Source organism: Brevundimonas sp. EAKA (assembly GCF_000698025.1).
GTDB classification, from domain to species: domain Bacteria; phylum Pseudomonadota; class Alphaproteobacteria; order Caulobacterales; family Caulobacteraceae; genus Brevundimonas; species Brevundimonas mediterranea_A.
This window is the reverse complement of record NZ_JMQR01000018.1, coordinates 1-19094: the sequence shown is the minus strand read 5'-3', so window position 1 is coordinate 19094 and position 19094 is coordinate 1. Positions and strand designations below refer to the sequence as shown.

Genomic DNA, 19094 nt, shown 5'->3' with positions numbered 1-19094 from the left:
CGCTCCGCCTTCACCCCCGGCCGCGCTTACACGGTTTGTCAGGCGGCGAACACCGGCCCCCAGACCGAAGGATCGACCGCCCCTAAGCCGCCTCGACCGCCTCTTCGGCCGGAACCGTGCGGATCATATAGTCGAAGGCCGACAGCCCCGCCTTGGAGCCTTCGCCCATGGCGATGACGATCTGCTTGTAGGGCACGGTGGTCACGTCGCCCGCGCCGAATATGCCCGGCAGCGAGGTCTCGCCGCGATGATCCACCTCGATCTCCCCGCGCGCCGTCAGGGCCACGGCGCCGCGCAGCCATTCGGTGTTCGGCACCAGGCCGATCTGGACGAAGACGCCTTCCAGATCGACGTCATGATGGGCGTCCGAGTTGCGGTCCTTGTAGGACAGGCCCGTCACCTTCTCGCCGTCGCCGTGCACCTGGGTCGTCAGGGCCGAGGTGACGATCCGCACGTTCGGCAGGGTCGCCAGCTTGCGTTGCAGCACCGCATCGGCCCTCAGTTCGCTGTCGAACTCGATCAGGGTCACATGGGCCACGATGCCCGCCAGATCGATGGCCGCCTCGACGCCCGAGTTGCCGCCGCCGATCACGGCCACCCGCTTGCCCTTGAACAGCGGCCCGTCGCAGTGCGGGCAATAGGCCACGCCCTTGTTCTTGTACTGGTCCTCGCCCGGCACGTTCATCTGGCGCCAGCGGGCGCCGGTGGCCAGGATGACGGTGCGCGACTTCAGGCTGGCGCCGTTCTCCAGCACCACCTCGTGCAGACCGCCGGGAACCTCGGCCGGGATGAGCTTGGCCGCCTTCTGCAGGTTCATGATGTCCACCTCGTACTCGCGGACATGCTGTTCCAGATGGGCGGCCAGCTTCGGCCCCTCGGTGTGCGGCACCGAAATGAAGTTCTCGATCGCCATGGTGTCCAGCACCTGGCCGCCGAACCGCTCGGCCACAATGCCGGTGCGGATGCCCTTGCGCGCCGTATAGATGGCGGCCGCCGCCCCGGCGGGGCCGCCGCCGACCACCAGCACGTCGAACGGGTCCTTGGCCTTCAGACGTTCGGCGGCCCGCGCCTCGGCGCCCGAATCCAGCCGGGCGACGATCTGCTCCAGCTCCATCCGGCCCTGACCGAACAGTTCGCCGTTCAGGAAGACCGTCGGCACGGCCATGATCTTGCGTTCCTCGACCTCGTCCTTGAACAGGCCGCCTTCGATGGCGACGTGTTTGATGCGCGGGTTCAGCACGCTCATCAGGTTCAGGGCCTGCACCACGTCGGGGCAGTTCTGGCACGACAGCGAGAAATAGGTCTCGAACACATAGTCGCCGTCCAGGTCCTTGACCTGCTGGATCACCTCCTGCGCGGCCTTGGACGGATGGCCGCCGACGTGCAGCAGGGCCAGCACCAGCGAGGTGAACTCGTGGCCCAGCGGAATCCCCGCGAACCGCACGCCGATGTCGGTGCCCTTGCGGCGGATCAGGAAGCTGGGCTGGCGTTCGTCGTCATAGTCGCGGCCCATCTCGACCTTGCCGTGGGAGACCGAGACGATCTCCTCCAGCAGGGTCTTCAGCTCCTGCGACTTCGGCCCGGCGCCCAGCGAGGCGACCAGTTCGACCGGATGGACGATGTTCTTCAGATAGGCCTCGAGCTGAGATTTCAGATTGGCGTCCAGCATGGGAGAGGTCCTTGAAACAGTTGAACTCATGACGCCTGCAAGCCCGACCGCGGGCGAGGCGAGACATGAAGAAGGATGTCGGCGGGGGCTGGAAACGCAACGCGCCCCCGCCGACGGACGGGTCCGGCGCCGGGCCGGACCCGATGGGTCGCGTCAGTCTTAGATCTTGCCGACGAGGTCGAGCGACGGCGCCAGGGTGGCTTCGCCTTCTTCCCACTTGGCCGGGCAGACTTCACCCGGGTGCGAGCGCACATATTGCGCGGCCTTGACCTTGCGCAGCAGTTCGGCGGCGTTGCGGCCGATGCCTTCCGAGGTGGTCTCGGTGAACTGGATCACGCCGTCCGGATCGACCAGGAAGGTCGCACGGTCGGCCAGGCCCACGCCCGGACGCATGGCGTCGAAGTTGTTGGTCACCAGGCCCGAGGGGTCGCCCAGCATGGTGTAGGTGATCTTGCCGATGGCCGGCGACGAGTCGTGCCAGGCCTTGTGCGAGAAATGGGTGTCGGTCGACACCGAATAGATCTCGACGCCCAGCTTCTGGAACTCGGCGTAGTGGTCGGCCAGGTCTTCCAGCTCGGTCGGGCACACGAAGGTGAAGTCGGCCGGATAGAAGAAGAAGATCGCCCACTTGCCCGCCACATCGGCGTCGGTGACGGTCAGGAACTTGCCGTCCTTGTAGGCCTCGGCCGTGAAGGGTTTGAGGGTCGTGTTGATGAGGGCCATGCAGGGCTTCCATTCCGTTGGGAGGTTGGGGAGGCCCGCTTCCTACCGCACCGCAGCAGATAAGCCCAATCACTTATTTGCAGATGCGTGATAGATTTTGGTTATAACGATACGCCGCTGCTACCCTGCCCAACGCCGTTACTCCCCTTTTTTTCGCCTTCCTGTAGACTGAAATCGACCAACGAGTCTGGCGATCAGTCCAGATCGTAGAACCAGTCTATTCGCTGTTGGATCGAGTAGTTTGCGGTCACGCACTCGCAATCATCGGGAGCGAGAATGTGCGCCGTCTCCGGTGTGGTCGGCTCGCCATTCAACGCATTGCAACAGTCACAAACAGGTGGAAGCATGGAGTATTTGTAGACGATAGCTTCACGCGAGACGCCTTGCCTCACCAGTTCGTCAGTTGCCTGAAACGAACGCCAGCGGGAGACCGTGAAATAGGATCGCAAGAGGGTATCCACATGTGCCTCCAGCGGTTTCTCCAATCCGAGGTCGGTCAGATCGGCCAAAGCTTCTCGGCTCATGAAAGCACTGGCACGTAAACCGATGGCCTTGAGTTCTTCCTTCGTGATCTGGTCTCCAGCCTTGCGGTAGGCCGTACAGAGCGAACGGGGGTGCTGACCTTGATCATCCTTCATCATTGTCATGATCGCAGTGCGAGCCGATGGATGCAGCAAGCCAAGGCGTCGGATCGCCTCATCGACCGCGATCTCGGTGATCTGATCTCTTGTGCAGTTCAGGACTTGGATCATCTTATCGCTAGAACCGACCGCCTCGCGCCATGATGTCCTCCAGCAAAACGTGCAGCGTGGCGGGCCAGATCACACCGACATCGGTCGATTTGGCCACCAACTCCGAAATATGTCTGGCGCTGATCGGACCATCCGACGCCAACGACCTGTAGAGGCCATTCATCTGGTCCAGATAGAGGGTTACTTTCTTTTGGTGCGCCCGCACCTTGATCCACTCGCTCGGGAGCATGATCAGCGACCAGGTCGCTTCGAGGAAAAATAGCCCGGTCAGTATGAAGCCTACGATCCAGAGCCAGCGTTCGGGGAAGAACGCCTTCGAAGCAAACCAGAATAGCAAGTAGCCGAGATAGCCAGCGACCGCCGACATGAACCGGCCGAAAATCCAGTCGGTGATCGGCCGACGCTTCCATGCGCTAGGAGCGAGAATCGGGATGTGCGGAGCGTTCAGGACGCTATCTGCAAACTGGTAGAACTCCATAGCCACCATCACGTCCACGAACACCCGGTCGGCCTCGGCCGATTTAACCGTCCCGGCGACGTACCGCCCGACCACTTCCTCGATCTCCGGACGCTGAAACTGCGGGACCATCTTCGCCCGTTGCTCCGGCTTGGCAGTGACATCGCTTAAAACGTAATGGCGGTGGCTCCAGACGCGTCCGCTATTGTCGTCCCACGAAGGAGCAAAAGCATAGCGGAGATGGTCGATGGGGACGGACGCAGCAGCCAACATCTCGTCGAATACGTTCCGACCATACCGGCCAGTCGTGTCGTTGTGCCTATGACCCGCAGCAACCGCCTCCAAGGCCGCCGTTCGTGTCACGCCGTCCAAAAGTCGACCATATTCACCGTGTCGCGCTTTGTGATCATCTCCCATCACGGAAGCTATTTTTCGGTCCACCCACGCGCGTCGATGCTCTTCGACTTCGTAGTCCAGGTGTTCAGTCATATTCGCCCCGCAGCCCCTCACCGTTTGGCACCTTGGCGCTTTGTCACCCTGTTTTCGCGCCAAGCCCGCCGGACCTCAACCGATCACCCAGCTCCAGCCACTCCACCGAACAGGCCGGCCTGTGCGGCTCAATACAGCAGGAACGGTCGCCTGACCTCTTCCCATCCCGCCTCATCCGGCCGCGTCGCCGCATCCAGATCCCCCGGCCCCGCCGCCGCGGCATCCACCCATTCCCGCAGCCCCGGCCCGCCGTTGATCACGTCGATGGGCAGTTTCCCGAACGCATATTCGTACGGAAAATCCCGCCACAGGTCGTAGTCGGGATACAGCCGCCGGATCGCCTTGAACCCCAGGGACTGCACCCGCCACGGCTTGAAGGCGCCGTGGTCGTAGCCGGGGTGGTCGACATGGATCTGCACCCCGCTGCACAGCTGGCCGACATGCTTATGGAAGGTCGGCTCGAACCACATGTCGCGCAGCACGCAGCCGCCCAACCACTCCGGCGCCAGGGCGTGCATCTCGGCGATCACCGCCCGCGCATCGATGTCCGGCGCCCCGAACAGCTCCAGCGGCCGGGTCGTGCCCCGCCCTTCCGACAGGGTCGCCCCCTCCAGCATCACCGTGCCGGCATAGGCGCGCGCCATCGACAGGTTCGGCGCATTCGGGCTGGGATTGACCCAGGCCCGCTCGCCCAGCGGCCAGCCGAAGCCCGGCCCCGCCTCGGGCGCCCAGCCCTGCATCTCCACGACGCGATAATCCACATCCAGCCTGAACTGGTCGATGAACCACAGGCCCAGTTCGCCCATCGTCATCCCGTGCCGCATCGGCATCGGCCCGGCCCCGACGAAACTCTCCCAGCCGGGCTTCAGCGTCTGCCCCTCGACCGGCCGCCCCGCCGGATTGGGCCGGTCCAGCACCCACACCGACTTGCCGTGTTTCGCCGCCGCCTCCAGCACGTACAGAAGCGTGGTCACATAGGTGTAGATGCGGCAGCCCAGGTCCTGCAGGTCGATCAGGACGACGTCGAACGTCTCCATCCACTCGTCCCTGGGCCGCCGGACCTCGCCGTACAGGCTGAAGACCGGGAAGCTGTGGACCGGATCGCGATAATCCGGGCTCTCCATCATATTGTCCTGAAGATCGCCCTTCATCCCGTGCTGCGGCCCGAAGGCGGCGGTCAGTTCGATCTCGGGACAGGCGGCCAGGGCGTCCACCGCATGGCCCAGATCCTTCGTCACCGAGGCCGGATGCGCCAGCAGGGCCACACGCCGCCCCTTCAGCTGCGCCCTCAGGGCGTCGTCGGACAGCAGGCGGTCGAGACCGAAATTCATGGCAGTTCCAGCGCGAACGAGTCGGAATGATGAAAGTCCGGCTTATCCGATGGATGCGCCAGGGCCCAATAGGCGATCGCCCCGTCCAGCCCCTCGACCACAGCCGTCAGCCCGACCGCGTCCGTCGCATCCTCCGGCAGGTCCACATCGACCGTCAGCCCAAACCGCCCGGGCGCCATCCGCGTCACGATGAAGGGCGCCGTGATCTCCAGCCTCCGCATCCCCTCGCGATAGCCGTCGAACCGATAGGCCGCCCAGGCCCCCGACGGCGACAGATTATATTCGACATAGCCGTCCGCCGTCCGCACGAAGGCCTCGAAACAGGTCGTCCGCCACAGCTCGTCCGTTCTGGCCCGCGCCGCCGCCTGCGGCCAGCGCACCATTTCAACCGGCCCGGCCACGACATATTCCAGGCTCAACACCCGCCCCGCCCGCCGCGCCTCGACCTCCAGCGTCAGCCCGGCGGGCGGCGAACTCGGGTGTGGGATCAGGGGCAGACGCATCCGTCCTTCGTAGCGAAGGCTTGACGCCGGTCAACGCTCCGCCTTATCGAAGGCCCCATGTTCGCCGCCCGCGCCATCGCCGGCCTGTATTACCGCCCGCTGTAAGCGAGCGGCCCGCGAACACGCGCCGCCTTCGCTGGCGACGCGCTCTTCGGAAATGGAAGACGACCGCCGGCATCCCTGCTAACGGAGCCCCGCCATGACCGAACAAGCCTTCAAATCCGACTTCCTCCGCACCCTCCAGGCGCGCGGCTACATCCATCAGATCACCCATCCGACCGAGCTGGACGAGGCGGCCGCCTCCGGCGTGGTCGCCGGCTACATCGGCTTCGACGCCACCGCCCCGTCGCTGCACGTGGGCAGCCTGATCCAGATCATGATGCTGCGCCGGCTCCAGCAGGCGGGCGGCAAGCCCATCGTCCTGATGGGCGGCGGCACCACCAAGGTCGGCGACCCGACCGGCAAGGACACGTCGCGCCCCCAGCTGACCGAGGAGACCATCCAGTCGAACATCGACTCCATCAAGACGGTCTTCGCCAAATTCCTGACCTTCGGCGACGGCCCGACCGACGCGGTCATGGTCAACAACGACGACTGGCTGTCGGGCTACGGCTACATCCAGTTCCTGCGCGACTTCGGCACCCATTTCACCGTCAACCGGATGCTGAGCTTCGACTCGGTCAAGCTGCGGCTCGAGCGCGAGCAGCCGATGACCTTCCTCGAGTTCAACTACATGCTGATGCAGTCGGTGGACTTCCTGGAGCTGAACCGCGCCCTGAAGGTGACGCTGCAGATGGGCGGGTCGGACCAGTGGGGCAATATCACCTCGGGCGTCGATCTGGTCCGCCGCGTGGACCAGAAGGCCGCCTTCGGCCTGACCACCCCGCTGCTGACCACGGCCTCGGGCGGAAAGATGGGCAAGACCGCCCAGGGCGCCGTCTGGCTGAACGCCGAACAGCTCAGCCCCTATGACTACTGGCAGTTCTGGCGCAACGCCGAGGACGCCGACGTCGGCCGCTTCATGCGCCTGTTCACCGACCTGAGCCTGGAGCAGATCGCCGAATACGAGGCCCTGGAAGGGGCTGCCATCAACGAGGCCAAGAAGGCCCTCGCCGACGCCGCCACCACCCTGCTGCATGGCGCCGAGGAAGCCGCCAAGGCCCGCGCCGCCGCCGAGACCGCCTTCGAGAAGGGTCAGGTCTCCGCCGACCTGCCGACCGTCGAACTGCCGGCGGCCGAGGTCTACGGCGCCATGATCGCCGCCGTCGTGACCAAGGCCGGCCTGACCGCCTCGAACGGCGAGGCGCGCCGCCTGGCCCAGGGCGGCGGCCTGCGCCTCAACGACGCCGCCGTGTCCGACGGCGCCCAGCTGCTGACCCAGGCCGACCTCAAGGACGGCGTCATCAAGCTGGCTGCCGGCAAGAAGAAGATCGTGCTCGTTCGCCCGATTTGATTTCCGCTCATCCCGGCGAAAGCCGGGACCCAGTGCTTTGGGCGCTCCGCCGCATCCGACGTCCGCAGCGCTTGATCCAACGTACTGTCTCGAAAGAACTGGGTCCCGGCTTTCGCCGGGATGATCGGAGTTTGAAATGTCCGCTGCCGAAGGCCACCCCGCCCCCGCCCTCGACCTGCCGACCGACAACGGCGGCCGGGTCTCCCTCTCCGCCCTGAAGGGCAAGCCCGCCGTCGTCTATTTCTATCCCAAGGACGACACCACCGGCTGCACCCGCGAGGCCCAGGACTTCACCGCCCTGACGCCCGACTTCGCCGCCCTGGGCGTCCCGGTCATCGGCGTGTCCAGGGACACGGTGAAGAAGCACGATCGATTCAAGGCCAAATACGACCTCGCCGTCGTCCTGGCCTCGGACGAGGACGGCGCGGCTTGCGAGGCCTGGGGCGTCTGGGTGCAGAAGAAGCTCTACGGCCGCGAATATATGGGCATAGAGCGCGCGACCTTCCTGATCGACGCCGACGGCCGGGTCGTCCGGACCTGGCGCAACGTCAAGGTCGCCGACCACGCAGCCGCGGTTCTGGAGGCCGCCCGTTCATTGGGTTGAATTCCGATTCTGAGTTTCGCCAAATGCGAGAATCTCAATCAACAATCGCGTGATGAGACGGCAAAACGGCATCAATCGTGGTTAACAGGGCATGAACAGTCTTGCCCGTGTCATCGTTGCACCGGATAAACCTCACCTCGACGTGGGGGCGTTGCGTAATGACCGTGCAAGATCAGTCGCCGGAATCATCTTGGTTCGAACGTTTTTTGCCCGTTCGATACCTTTACCTGCGCAGCCGTGACGATATCCGGGCCTATGCCCTGACCGCGCAGAGACAGCTGGTTCTGGGCGCCGTCGCCGTGGCCGCCGTCCTCTGGTCCCTGGTGGCCTCCGGCGCCTTCCTGTTCGACCTCATCGCCCAGCACCGCTCCGACGCCGAGGTCGTGCGCGCGCGCGCCGCGTCGGAACGTCTGAACGCCGACCTTCAGGCCCGGCTGGAAAGCGCGGTGGTCCGCATGTCCGCCGCCAACGGCTCGCTGGAACAGACCGCCGCCATGATCGAACGGCGCCACGCCGCCCTGACCACGGTGATGACCGACTTCCACGGCGTAGAGGGAGCCCAGCGCGCCCTCGCGCCCGCCGCCATCCCCGACAGCGCCAGCCCGATCCAGCGGATTCTGGCCGTGCGCCTGGATCAGGAACGGCTGCTGGACCGGGCCGAGGACTTCGCCCAGACCCGCGCGGAACGTCTGCGTCTCGCCTTCCGTCTGGCGGGTCTGAACCCGGCCGCCTATGTCGCCGCGTCCGAGCCCCTGGGCGGCCCCCTGGTCGAGGCGCGCGACCCGCGCGCCCTGGCCGCCATCCTGGACGTGGACGAGCCCTTCGCCGTACGCATCCGCCACGCCGCCACCAACCTGAACGAGATGCGGGCCCTGACCGACGCCGCCGGGGGCCTGCCGTTCAAACGCCCGACCCAGGCCCGCACCACCTCGGGCTTCGGCGTCCGCTTCGATCCGTTCAACGGCCGGCCAGCCGTCCACCAGGGCCAGGACTTCGCCGCTCCCCTGAACACGCCCATCTACGCCACGGCCCCGGGCGTGGTCGCCTACGCCGGCGTCCGTTCAGGCTATGGCAATACTGTAGAGCTAGACCATGGTCGCGGTTTCAAGACGCGTTACGCCCATCTCAACACCCTGGGGGTTCAGCCCGGCCAGTCGGTCGCGCTTGGCCAACGTATCGGAGGGATGGGCACGACGGGCCGCTCCACCGGCGTCCACCTCCATTACGAAGTCTGGCTGAACGGCCGACCCCAGAACCCCGCACGCTTCCTCAGAGCAGGAGACCAACTTGTTCAACAAAATTAGCAAACCCTCGAGCCCGACCCCGGCGGCTCGCCCGACCGCTCCGGTCATCCCGCCGCTGCCGGACATGCCCGCCGCGCCGCGCGCCGCCGGCGCCGCCCCTTCGGCCGTGCCGACCGGCCGCGGTCTGTCGACCCTGTCGTCCGACCTGGTGTTCGAAGGCAATGTCTCGGGCGCCGGCGATCTGCAGATCGACGGCCAGGTGAAGGGCGACGTCCGCGTCGGCCGCCTGATCGTCGGCGAGACCGGCGCCGTCGAAGGCAATGTTCAGGCTGACTATGTCGAGGTGCGCGGCCGGGTCGTCGGCGGCGTCCAGGGCAAGCAGGTCAAACTGGTCGCCACCGCCTATGTGGACGGCGACATCACGGCCGAACAGCTGTCGATCGACGTCGGCGCCTTCTTCCAGGGCCGCGTCGCCCAAGGCCAGCGTCAGGCGCCCGCCCCCGCCGCCGTGACCCCGGTCGCGCCGGCCGTGCAGGCGGCGGCCCCTCTCGCTCCGAAGCCGGAAACCGCTCCGGTCGTCCAGGGGAAGGAAACGGTCTGACCCCGAGGCCCTGAAGTCAAAAGGGCGGCCCGGTGTCCGGGCCGCCCTTTTTCTTGTCCGCGGTCGTCCCGGCGCCGATCAGGCGTCCGCGCTGGAGCCGCGCGTCTCGCCGACCCGCGCCGCCAGGGCCGCGCCCATGAAGGCGTCCAGATCACCGTCCAGCACCCCTTGGGTGTCCGAGGTCTCGACCTCGGTCCGCAGGTCCTTCACCATCTGGTACGGCTGCAGCACATAGGATCGGATCTGGTGGCCCCAGCCGATGTCCGTCTTGGCGTCCGCCAGGGCCTGGGCCACGGCTTCGCGCTTCTGCAGTTCCAGCTCATACAGCCGCGCCCGCAGCATCTTCCACGCCTGTTCGCGGTTCTGGTGCTGCGACCGGCCGGCCTGGCAGGCCACCACCGTATTGGTCGGCACGTGGGTCAGACGCACGGCCGAGTCCGTCTTGTTGATGTGCTGGCCGCCCGCGCCCGAGGCGCGATAGGTGTCGGTGCGCACGTCCGACGGATTGATGTCGATCTCGATGGCGTCGTCCACCACGGGCGAGACGCCGATGGAGGCGAAGCTGGTGTGCCGCTTGGCCGCCGCGTCATAGGGGCTGATGCGCACCAGGCGGTGAACGCCTGATTCCGACTTCAGCCAGCCGTAGGCGTTCGGCCCGGAGATCAGGATGGTGGCCGACTTGACCCCCGCCTGTTCGCCTTCTTCATAGGCCTCGATCGTGACCTCATAGCCATGCGCCTTGGCCCAGCGCGAATACATTCGCAGCAGCATGCCGGCCCAGTCGTTCGACTCCGTGCCGCCGGCGCCGGAATTGACTTCCAGATAGGCGTCGTTGCCGTCGGCCTCGCCGGACAGCAGGGCTTCCAGCTCGGCCCGGGCGGCGCGGTCCTTGATGCCCCGCAGCAGGACGCGCGCCTCTTCCAGCGTGCCCTCGTCGCCTTCCTCGTCCGCCATCTCGGCCAGCATCACCCCGTCCTCGAGGTCCTGCTCCATCGCCTTGACGGTGTTGATCTTGGCTTCCAGCTGCGAACGATCGCGGCTGACGGCCTGGGCTTCTTCGGGCTTGTCCCACAGGGTCGGATCCTCGACCCGCGCGTTCAGCTCATCGAGCTTTCTTAGAGCGACATCCCAGTCAAAGACGCCTCCTGAGCAGAGCGACGCTCTGCTCGATGTCGGCCTTCATGGCCTCGACATCCGGTCTCATCGCAATCTCCAGCGACACAAGGCCCTCAGACAGCAAGGCTCGCGGCCTTGCAAAAGGGCAGGATTAAAGGAAAACGGCGCGCCACGAGGACGCGCCGTTCGAAAGGCCTACCTAGAGCCTCAATACAATCCGCTCAAGTCCTCGGCCGGCGCCTTCTTCGGCGGAGGGGCGGCGGCGGGCGGCGGTGGCGCTGCGGCTGCGGCGGCGGCGGCCTCCTGCTCGCGGCGGATCACCTCATAATAGTTCTGGGGCCCGACGGGCTGGGTCGGGGCCTGGACCGGCCGCGGGGCCTGACGTTCCGTACCCGGACGGAAAGCCTCTTCGATGCCGTTCACCATGCGGAAGACGGCGTTCTTGGGCCGCACGAAGGGCCGCGCCGGCCGTTCCTTCAGCGCCGTCTGCATGAATTCGGTGAACACCGGCACGGCGGCCGAGGCGCCCGCCTCGCCCGAACCCAGCGACCGGTTGTCGTCGAAGCCGATGAAGACGCCCACCACGATGTCGGTGGTGAAGCCGACGAACCAGGCCGAACGATATTCATTGGTCGTGCCGGTCTTGCCCGCCACCCACCGGCCCAGGCCGCGCGCGCTGGCGGCCGTGCCCCGCTGGACCACGCCTTCCAGCATCGAACTCATCTGATAGGCGGTGATGGGATCGATGACCTGGGTTCCGCGCGGTTGAAGGCGCGGCGATTCCTGACCGGAGAAGCCCCGGGCGCAGTCGCGGCAGCTGCGGGTGTCGGCGCGGAAGATGGTTTCGCCGTCGCGATCCTGGACGTAGTCGATCAGATAGGGGGTGACCCGCCGCCCGCCGTTGGCGAAGGCGGAATAGGCGGCCGTGATCTCCAGCGGCGTCACCTCGCCGGCGCCCAGCGACACCGACAGGTTGGGCGTCAGGCCGGGGATGCCCATCCGGGCCGACTGATCGACGATCTTCTTCATGCCCACCGACTGGGCCAGCCGCACGGTCATGACGTTGCGCGACAGCTCCAGCCCGCGCCGCAAGCTCTGCGGCCCATAGTATTCGCGGCTGTAGTTCTCCGGCGTCCAGCGCTGGCCGTTGGCCCCGCCGGCGAAGCTGATCGGCGCGTCCAGCACGATGGAGGCCGGGGTGAAGTCGCCTTCCAGGGCGGTCGCATAGACGAAGGGCTTGAAGGCTGAACCCGGCTGGCGCCGCGCCTGGGTCGCCCGGTTGAAGCTGGACAGGGCGTAGGAATAGCCCCCCACCATCGCCAGCACCCGGCCCGACTGGGGCTCGATCGCCACCAGGGCGCCGTTGACGCGCGGCACCTGTTTCAGGGCGTACTGACCGCCCTTCCGCTCGACGAAGATCAGTTCGCCGCGCCGCAGTTGCTTGTTGGCGTTGGCCCAGGCGGCGTCGGCGGCGATCAGGGTTCCGGTCTCGTCATCCTTGGCGGTGCGGATGCGGACGGTGTTTCCGCTGACGCTCTCGATGGCCGCAGCCTGCCAGGTGCGGCGCTCGGGCGGCGCCTGTTCCTTCAGGGCGGCGGCCTGCCACCCCTCGGCGAAGTCCGTCGTGCCCCAGCCCCCGCGCCAGCCGTGGCGTCGGTCATAGTTCTCCAGCCCCTGCATCAGGGCCTGGCGCGCCGCCGTCTGCAGCGTCGGATCCAGGGTGGTGCGCATATAGAAGCCGCCGGCGCGCAGCTGCGCCCCGAAGTCCGGATTGGCGGCGGCCTGGCGCCGCGCCTCTTCCACGAAGAAGTCGGCGTCCTTGTACTCCGACCGTTGCGGCGCATCGCGCGTGACCAGCGGCCGGGCGCGCGCCTCGACCAGCTGGGCCTCGGTCAGCCAGCCGCTCTGCTCCATTTCGCCCAGCACCCAGTCCCGCCGGCCCTTGGCCGCGCCGGGGTGGCGTTTGGGGTGGTAGTTGTTCGGTCCCTTGGGCAGGGAGGCGAGGAAGGCCGCCTCGTCCGGCGTCAGCTGCGCCAGCGACTTGCCGAAATAGTTATAGGCCGCCGAGGCGATGCCGAACGAGCGATAGCCCAGGAAGATCTCGTTCAGATACAGGTTGAGGATCTGCTCCTTGGACAGGGTCGCCTCCAGGCGATTGGCCAGGATGGCTTCCTTCAGCTTGCGGTTCAGGCTCGATTCGTTGGTCAGCAGGACGTTCTTGGCCACCTGCTGGGTGATGGTCGATCCGCCTTCCAGCCGGCGCCCCTGCACCAGGTTGAAGATGTTCTTGATCGAGGCCCGGCCGATGCCGCCCACGTCGATCCCGCCGTGCTGGAAGAAGTTGCGGTCCTCGGCGGCCAGGAAGGCCTGCACCACGGTCAGGGGAATCTGGTCATAGGACACATAGATTCGGCGCTCGTCCGAGAATTCGCCGATCAGGGTGCCGTCGCCGGCATAGACCCGCGTCGCCGTCGGCGGCCGATAATCGGCCAACTCGGACGCGTCCGGCAGGTCGTGAAACAGCCACGCCGCATAGACGGCGACGACCAACCCCGCCAGGGCGATACCGCCCAGCAGAACCATGCCCGCCCACACGAACCAGCGTTCGGCAATCTTCACTGCGTACTCCGACGACGCGCCCCGAAAGGGTGCTTTAGACCGCGTCGCCCCCTAAAGGCTAGGGCGCGGATGCAACGCCCCCTTCCCGTCTCCCGTTAAGCCCCCATCTGAAGCCTTCGCAACCCCAGGAGCCCACCATGGAAGTTCTCTATCGCGCCCAGGCCACAGCCTCCGGCGGCGGCCGCGAGGACGGCCGCTCGGCCACCGACGACGGCAAGATCGACGTCAAACTGTCCACGCCCAAGGAAATGGGCGGCAAGGGCGGCGAAGGGACCAATCCCGAACAGCTGTTCGCCACCGGCTACGCCGCCTGCTACCTCGGCGCCCTGCGTCTGGTCAGCGGCAAGGCCGGAACCCCGGTCGGCCCGGACACCAAGATCACCGCCGGAATCGGCTTCGGCAAGAATACGCGCGGCGAGGGCTTCAACCTCGACGTCGACCTGACCGTCACCGACCATGGCCTGGACCAGGCGGTCATCGACGACCTGATCGAGAAAGCCCACCAGGTCTGTCCCTATTCCAACGCCACGCGCGGCAACGTCGATGTGCGTCTCAGTGCGAAATAACCGCATGATGGGCCGCGCGCGTGTTGAGCCGCGCGCGCGGCGCCTCTAGATGGAGGCATGACCTCCCCGCTCGACGCCACTCCCGACCCCCTGCTGACGCTCGAACCCGCCCGCCGCGTGACCCTGCGCGAGGCCTTCGGCGTGGACAGCGACATGACCGTGCCCGCCTTCGCCGAGCGCGACAGCCATGTGCCCGAGATCGACGAGGCCTATCGCTTTGATCCGCAGACGACGATCGCCATCTGCGCCGGCTTCGCCTTCGACCGCCGCGTCATGGTCCAGGGCTATCACGGCACGGGCAAGTCGACCCATATCGAACAGGTCGCCGCCCGCCTGAACTGGCCCCTGGTGCGCGTGAACCTGGACAGCCATGTCAGCCGGATCGACCTGATCGGCAAGGACGCCATCGTCCTGAAGGACGGCAAGCAGATCACCGAATTCCGCGAGGGCATCCTGCCCTGGGCGCTGCAACGCCCCGTCGCCCTGGTGTTCGACGAATATGACGCCGGCCGCCCCGACGTGATGTTCGTGATCCAGCGCGTGCTCGAGGCCCAGGGCCGCCTGACCCTGCTGGACCAGAACCGCGTCATCCGCCCCAACAAGCATTTCCGCCTGTTCGCCACGACCAACACCATCGGTCTGGGCGACACCACGGGCCTGTATCACGGCGCGCAACAGATCAATCAGGCCCAGCTGGACCGCTGGAACATCGTCACGACGCTGAACTACCTCGACCACGACGTCGAGGCCGAGATCGTCGCCGCCAAGGTGCCCGAGTGGAAGGACGCCGAGGGCCGCCGCCGCATCGCCGCCATGGTCCGCGTCGCCGACATGACCCGCAACGCCTTCATGAACGGCGACATCTCCACCGTCATGTCGCCCCGCACCGTCATCACCTGGGCCCAGAACGCCATCATCTTCGGCGGCGACCTGGCGCTCAGCTTCCGCCTGACCTTCCTGAACAAGTGCGACGAACTGGAACGCCCCACCATCGCGGAGTTCTACCAGCGCGCCTTCGGCGAGGACCTGCCCGAGGCGGCGACGCGGGTGAAGGTGGGGTGATGGCGGCCGACAATCCGACCGCCTTCATCAGCTACTCTTGGGACGATGAAAGCCACAAGGGTTGGGTTCTTGGGCTAGCAAGCCGGCTCGTTGAAAACGGCGTTACCGTTAAGCTTGATCAGTGGGATGTCCCCTTAGGGGATAGTTTGACGGCGTTCATGGAGAGCAGTGTTCAGAACTGCGACTTCACTCTTGTTGTCTGCACTCCAAACTACGCAGCCCGTTCTCTTCAAAGAAGGGGCGGCGTCGGTTATGAACAGCAGATCATCTCTGGGCAAATCGCCTCGGGTGTGCCCCGATCGAAGTTCATACCTTTGATCCGATCGGGCTCATTCAATGCGAGTGACACGGACTCGGCGCTACCTCCTCATTTTCTCGGCATACACGCCTTGGATATGCGAGGCGACGTATCAGACGAGACATTCGAAGATCTTCTACGGGCAATCTACAAGGCACCTCGCCTCAGCCCACCAGCGCTTGGAAGAAAGCCAGAGTTTACCGCACATGAAAATCGGACAACCGTTCGTTTGGCGACACTCGAGATTGACGGATTTTATCTCAACAGCGGTGTTGTGAGCGCAGAAATATACCCGGACACTTTCATTATACCGTCCGAGGAAGAACGGCAGGCTGTAAAGCCGACCGATTTAGTCAAGTTAAGCTTTGAATTGCAGCAACTTATAGTCGATGATGAGGACGATTCGGCGGAGCCGGAAGTTGAGGGTGAGCGGATGTGGGTCGAGGTGACCGGCCACAGCGGCCCATACTTTGTAGGACGGCTTAGAAATCAGCCGGCCTCATACGTATTCGTCAACCCCGATGATGAGGAAGACGTCCATATCGAAAAGGACGCACCACTGACCTTCGACAGTGAGGTGACATTCCTTCCGGAACACATAATCAGCATCCAGACAGCAGAAGAGGCTGAAGAATCTCGCCGACGTGCCGGGCTGTAAAATCCTTCATCCCGAGCCCTTGCCGGGTCACGCCGCCCTCGGCCTGATCATCGCCAGCGCATCGCCCATCTTCGCCCGCTGCATCCGCAGGTCGTAGCTCTTCTGTAGGTTTAGGAAGAACCCCTCGCTCACTCCCCAGTAGCGGGCCAGGCGCAGGTCGGTGTCGGCGGTGATGGCGCGTTTGCCCAGGACGATCTCGTTGATCCGGCGCGGCGGCACCCCGATAGCCTTGGCCAGCGCAGTCTGGCTCAGGCCCGCGGGAAGGATGAACTCCTCCAGCAGGATTTCACCCGGCGTCACCGGTTCCATCAGTTCCTCAGTGGTAGTCGCAGATTTCGACATCTTCGGCGCCTCCGTCTGTCCAGCGGAAACAGATCCGCCACTGCTGATTGATCCGGATCGAATGCTGTCCCTTCCGGTCGCCTGACAAGGCCTCCAGCCGGTTTCCCGGCGGCGATCTCAGGTCGTCCAGCCGCGAGGCCGCATCGATCAGCTCCAGCTTCCGCTGCGCCGCGCGTCGGATATCCGGCGGCAGTCGCCGTATGGCGACGCCGTTCCAGAAGCGCTCCGTCTCGCGATCACGGAAACTGCGGATCATGGCGGCAGCATAACGTACGGCGTTATGCCGATCAATCAAGCACGATTGAGGCCTCGTTAAGCTCCCTCGCGTAAGGCCACGCTTGAAGCGGGGACTTGGCGTAGTGGCCGACAGTACAGATTACCTAAAAGCCTATGCCGACCGTTACCGGGACATGTTCCCGGTGCGGCTGGTCACTATCGCCGCGATCGTGATCGTGGGCTGGTGGGTGATCGGCTGGGGTTGGGCGACCAATTTCGCGGTCTTCCAGTTCGGCCTCTACCTGGTGCTCTGGAACGTCGTCCAGACCGCTCGCGCCCGCCCCCGCGCCCCGGGGGCCGAGCGACGTTTCAGGCTCAGCACCGAGGCCGTCACCCTCGGCCTCGCCACGCACAACGCCCTGTTCATTCTCGCGGTCTGGCATTCCCAGCCCCACTATCTCGACTATCTGCGCCTGCTGCTGGCCGGCAATCTGATGGTCGGCGCCCTTCAGGTGCACATCAGCCGGCGCAGTTTCGCCGCCGCCGTCGTCCCGCCGTCCATCGCGGCCATGATCCTCGCCTCCAACCAGCCCCAGGCGACCACGGGGATCAAGGTCGCCGTCGGCGTGTTCGTCCTGGGCATCATCGCCGCCTCCTGGCGCCAATGGCGCAGCGATCGCCAGACGGTCGAACTGATGGTGGCCCTGACCGAACGCTCGCGCGAGCTTCAGACCGCCCTGGCCCAGGCCGAGACCGACCGCGCCGCCGCCGAACGGGCCAACAAGGCCAAGTCCCGCTTCCTGGCCATGATCAGCCACGAGGTCCGCACCCCCCTGAACGTCATCCTGGGCCTGACCGAGGTGTTGCGCGGCCGTCGTCGCCCCAAGGCCGAGGCCGCCGTGATCGACGACATGGCCGAGGCCGGGGGGATGCTGTTGCGCCTGCTGAACGGCGCCCTGGACATCTCCAAGATCGAGTCCGGCGAGGTCGATCTGCGCCTCGCCCCGGTCGATCTGGGCGAGCGGCTGGACGCCATCGCGCGCGTCTGGCGATCCCGCGTGGACGAACTGGGCCTGAGCCTGAAGATCGAGCTTCAGGGCGTGCGCGAGCATTTCGTCGTGATGACGGACGAGGGTCGGGTCGAGCAGGTCCTGATCAACTATCTGTCCAATGCGCTGAAACTGACGCCGGCCGGGACCATCCGCATCCGGATCCGCGCCCTGCCCGCCGCCGACGGCCGCATCGACCTGGATTTCGAGGTTCACGACCAGGGCCCCGGCGTGCCCGAGGATCAGCGCGAACGCATCTTCCTGCCGTTCGAACAACTGGACGCCGGCCGCGCGGCGGGCGGCGCCGGCCTGGGTCTGGCCCTGTGTCGCGCCAGCGTCCAGGCCCTGGGCGGCGCCCTCGGCGTGCGGGCGGCCCAGCCCCGGGGCGCGGTCTTCTGGTTCCGCTTCACGGCCGAGCGGGCGACGCTTTCGACCGCCGCCGTCCAACCCCACGCCCCGAGCGCCTCCGTCGCCGCCCCGCGCGCGCCCCGCGTACTGGCCGCCGAGGATCATGCGGCGAACCGCAAGCTGCTGGCCCTGCTGTTCCAGTCCTTCGGCCTGGACCTGGTGCTGGTCGAGAACGGGCGCGAGGCGGTCGAGGTCCTGCGCGCGACGCCCTTCGATCTGGTCCTGATGGATGTGATGATGCCGGTCATGGACGGGGTCGAGGCCCTGACGGCGATCCGCGCCGAGGAGGCCGCCACCGGCCGCCCCCGCACAGCGATCCAGATGCTGACCGCCAATGTGTTCGACGAGGACGTGGCCCGCTACATGGCGGCCGGCGCCGACGGCGTTCTGCGCAAGCCCATCGAGATCGCCGCCCTCCAGGCCGTTCTCTCGGCCGCCCCCCAGCACGCCGACGCCTGACGGGGCCGCGTCCCCACACGCCGTCGTGGCGCGAATCCCTTCGCCGCCCTATCTTGGGTGAACATGCCCATCCGCCGCCTCTCCCCCGAAACCGTCAACCGCATCGCCGCCGGCGAGGTGGTCGAGCGGCCGGCCAGCGCCATCAAGGAACTGGTCGAGAACGCCCTGGACGCGGGCGGGCGCAATATCGAGATCCAGGCCGACGGCGGGGGCCTGTCGCGCATCCTGATCGCCGACGACGGCAAGGGCATCCCGAAAGACGAACTGCCCCTGGCCATCGAGCGCCACGCCACATCCAAGCTGGAACCCGACGACGCCGGCGACGTGGACCTGTTGCGCATCCACACCCTGGGCTTCAGGGGCGAGGCCCTGCCCTCCATCGGCTCGGTCGCCCGCCTGTCGATCACCACCCGGTCGCGTGACGAGGCCGAAGCCTGGGTCATCCAGGTCGAGGGCGGCGCGACCCGTCCCCTGG

At 66.1% G+C, this 19094-nt stretch carries 19 protein-coding genes; 9 read left to right on the top strand and 10 right to left on the bottom strand.

Features of this window, described 5'->3' with window-relative positions; all coding sequences use genetic code 11:
* Positions 1 to 82: 82 nt before the first annotated feature.
* The 6 genes from ahpF to ER13_RS04275 all read right to left on the bottom strand — a co-directional run bounded on the left by ahpF (position 83) and on the right by ER13_RS04275 (position 5924).
* On the bottom strand, positions 83 to 1669 hold the full coding sequence (gene ahpF, locus ER13_RS04300; protein ID WP_035306924.1) for an alkyl hydroperoxide reductase subunit F: 1587 nt from the start codon (positions 1667 to 1669) through the stop codon (positions 83 to 85).
* Between the two features lie 159 nt (positions 1670 to 1828).
* A complete protein-coding gene (ahpC, locus tag ER13_RS04295) occupies positions 1829 to 2392 on the bottom strand; it encodes an alkyl hydroperoxide reductase subunit C (protein ID WP_008260815.1) in 564 nt (187 codons plus the stop codon).
* Between the two features lie 194 nt (positions 2393 to 2586).
* Positions 2587 to 3144 (bottom strand): hypothetical protein, encoded by a 558-nt coding sequence (locus ER13_RS04290; RefSeq protein ID WP_035306922.1) that lies wholly within the window; start codon positions 3142 to 3144, stop codon positions 2587 to 2589.
* A 7-nt stretch (positions 3145 to 3151) separates the two neighbouring features.
* Positions 3152 to 4090: a hypothetical protein gene (locus ER13_RS04285; protein WP_154725771.1), complete on the bottom strand. Its 939-nt coding sequence runs from the start codon at positions 4088 to 4090 to the stop codon at positions 3152 to 3154.
* Between the two features lie 128 nt (positions 4091 to 4218).
* Complete coding sequence (locus ER13_RS04280) at positions 4219 to 5421, bottom strand: exo-beta-N-acetylmuramidase NamZ domain-containing protein (RefSeq protein WP_035306915.1); 1203 nt, start codon at positions 5419 to 5421, stop codon at positions 4219 to 4221.
* Entirely contained in the window at positions 5418 to 5924 is a 507-nt protein-coding gene (locus tag ER13_RS04275) for a DOMON-like domain-containing protein (protein WP_035306912.1), read from the bottom strand. The genes ER13_RS04280 and ER13_RS04275 overlap by 4 nt, the downstream gene beginning before the upstream one ends.
* Before the next feature lie 199 nt (positions 5925 to 6123).
* Between ER13_RS04275 and tyrS the strand changes: the two genes are divergently transcribed.
* The 4 genes from tyrS to ER13_RS04255 all read left to right on the top strand — a co-directional run bounded on the left by tyrS (position 6124) and on the right by ER13_RS04255 (position 9826).
* Complete coding sequence (tyrS, locus tag ER13_RS04270; RefSeq protein ID WP_035306910.1) at positions 6124 to 7377, top strand: tyrosine--tRNA ligase; 1254 nt, start codon at positions 6124 to 6126, stop codon at positions 7375 to 7377.
* Between the two features lie 136 nt (positions 7378 to 7513).
* On the top strand, positions 7514 to 7981 hold the full coding sequence (locus tag ER13_RS04265) for a peroxiredoxin (RefSeq protein WP_035306906.1): 468 nt from the start codon (positions 7514 to 7516) through the stop codon (positions 7979 to 7981).
* Between the two features lie 158 nt (positions 7982 to 8139).
* Positions 8140 to 9285, top strand: coding sequence for a peptidoglycan DD-metalloendopeptidase family protein (locus ER13_RS04260; protein WP_035306903.1), 1146 nt, complete (start codon positions 8140 to 8142; stop codon positions 9283 to 9285).
* Complete coding sequence (locus ER13_RS04255) at positions 9269 to 9826, top strand: polymer-forming cytoskeletal protein (RefSeq protein WP_035306900.1); 558 nt, start codon at positions 9269 to 9271, stop codon at positions 9824 to 9826. The genes ER13_RS04260 and ER13_RS04255 overlap by 17 nt, the downstream gene beginning before the upstream one ends.
* A 78-nt stretch (positions 9827 to 9904) precedes the next feature.
* Here ER13_RS04255 and prfB read toward each other — a convergent pair.
* Together prfB and ER13_RS04245 are read right to left on the bottom strand one after the other, a co-directional pair.
* A protein-coding gene (gene prfB / locus ER13_RS04250) for a peptide chain release factor 2 (protein WP_155988079.1) occupies positions 9905 to 11030 on the bottom strand; the annotation gives its coding sequence in 2 pieces (ribosomal slippage) (positions 9905 to 10960 and positions 10962 to 11030; 1125 coding nt in all).
* Between the two features lie 119 nt (positions 11031 to 11149).
* On the bottom strand, positions 11150 to 13525 hold the full coding sequence (locus ER13_RS04245; protein WP_050771714.1) for a penicillin-binding protein 1A: 2376 nt from the start codon (positions 13523 to 13525) through the stop codon (positions 11150 to 11152).
* Between the two features lie 173 nt (positions 13526 to 13698).
* On the opposite strand from ER13_RS04245, the gene ER13_RS04240 reads away from it, so the two are divergent.
* From ER13_RS04240 to ER13_RS17905, 3 genes are read left to right on the top strand one after another with little or no spacing between them, the layout of a single operon-like run.
* Positions 13699 to 14127, top strand: coding sequence for an organic hydroperoxide resistance protein (locus ER13_RS04240; protein WP_035306895.1), 429 nt, complete (start codon positions 13699 to 13701; stop codon positions 14125 to 14127).
* 57 nt (positions 14128 to 14184) lie between these two features.
* A complete protein-coding gene (gene cobS / locus ER13_RS04235; protein ID WP_008262747.1) occupies positions 14185 to 15189 on the top strand; it encodes a cobaltochelatase subunit CobS in 1005 nt (334 codons plus the stop codon).
* Complete coding sequence (locus tag ER13_RS17905; protein ID WP_154725767.1) at positions 15189 to 16145, top strand: toll/interleukin-1 receptor domain-containing protein; 957 nt, start codon at positions 15189 to 15191, stop codon at positions 16143 to 16145. The genes cobS and ER13_RS17905 overlap by 1 nt, the downstream gene beginning before the upstream one ends.
* 27 nt (positions 16146 to 16172) lie before the next feature.
* On the opposite strand, the gene ER13_RS04225 is transcribed toward ER13_RS17905, so the two are convergent.
* A complete protein-coding gene (locus ER13_RS04225; protein WP_197019724.1) occupies positions 16173 to 16454 on the bottom strand; it encodes a HigA family addiction module antitoxin in 282 nt (93 codons plus the stop codon).
* A 7-nt stretch (positions 16455 to 16461) separates the two neighbouring features.
* Positions 16462 to 16743 (bottom strand): type II toxin-antitoxin system RelE/ParE family toxin, encoded by a 282-nt coding sequence (locus ER13_RS04220; protein ID WP_008259369.1) that lies wholly within the window; start codon positions 16741 to 16743, stop codon positions 16462 to 16464.
* A 103-nt stretch (positions 16744 to 16846) separates the two neighbouring features.
* Here ER13_RS04220 and ER13_RS04215 point away from each other — a divergent pair, with 103 nt between their 5' ends.
* Positions 16847 to 18619: a response regulator gene (locus tag ER13_RS04215; RefSeq protein ID WP_035306889.1), complete on the top strand. Its 1773-nt coding sequence runs from the start codon at positions 16847 to 16849 to the stop codon at positions 18617 to 18619.
* A 63-nt stretch (positions 18620 to 18682) separates the two neighbouring features.
* The coding region (mutL, locus tag ER13_RS04210; RefSeq protein ID WP_035306887.1) for a DNA mismatch repair endonuclease MutL at positions 18683 to 19094 on the top strand (412 nt) is incomplete at its 3' end.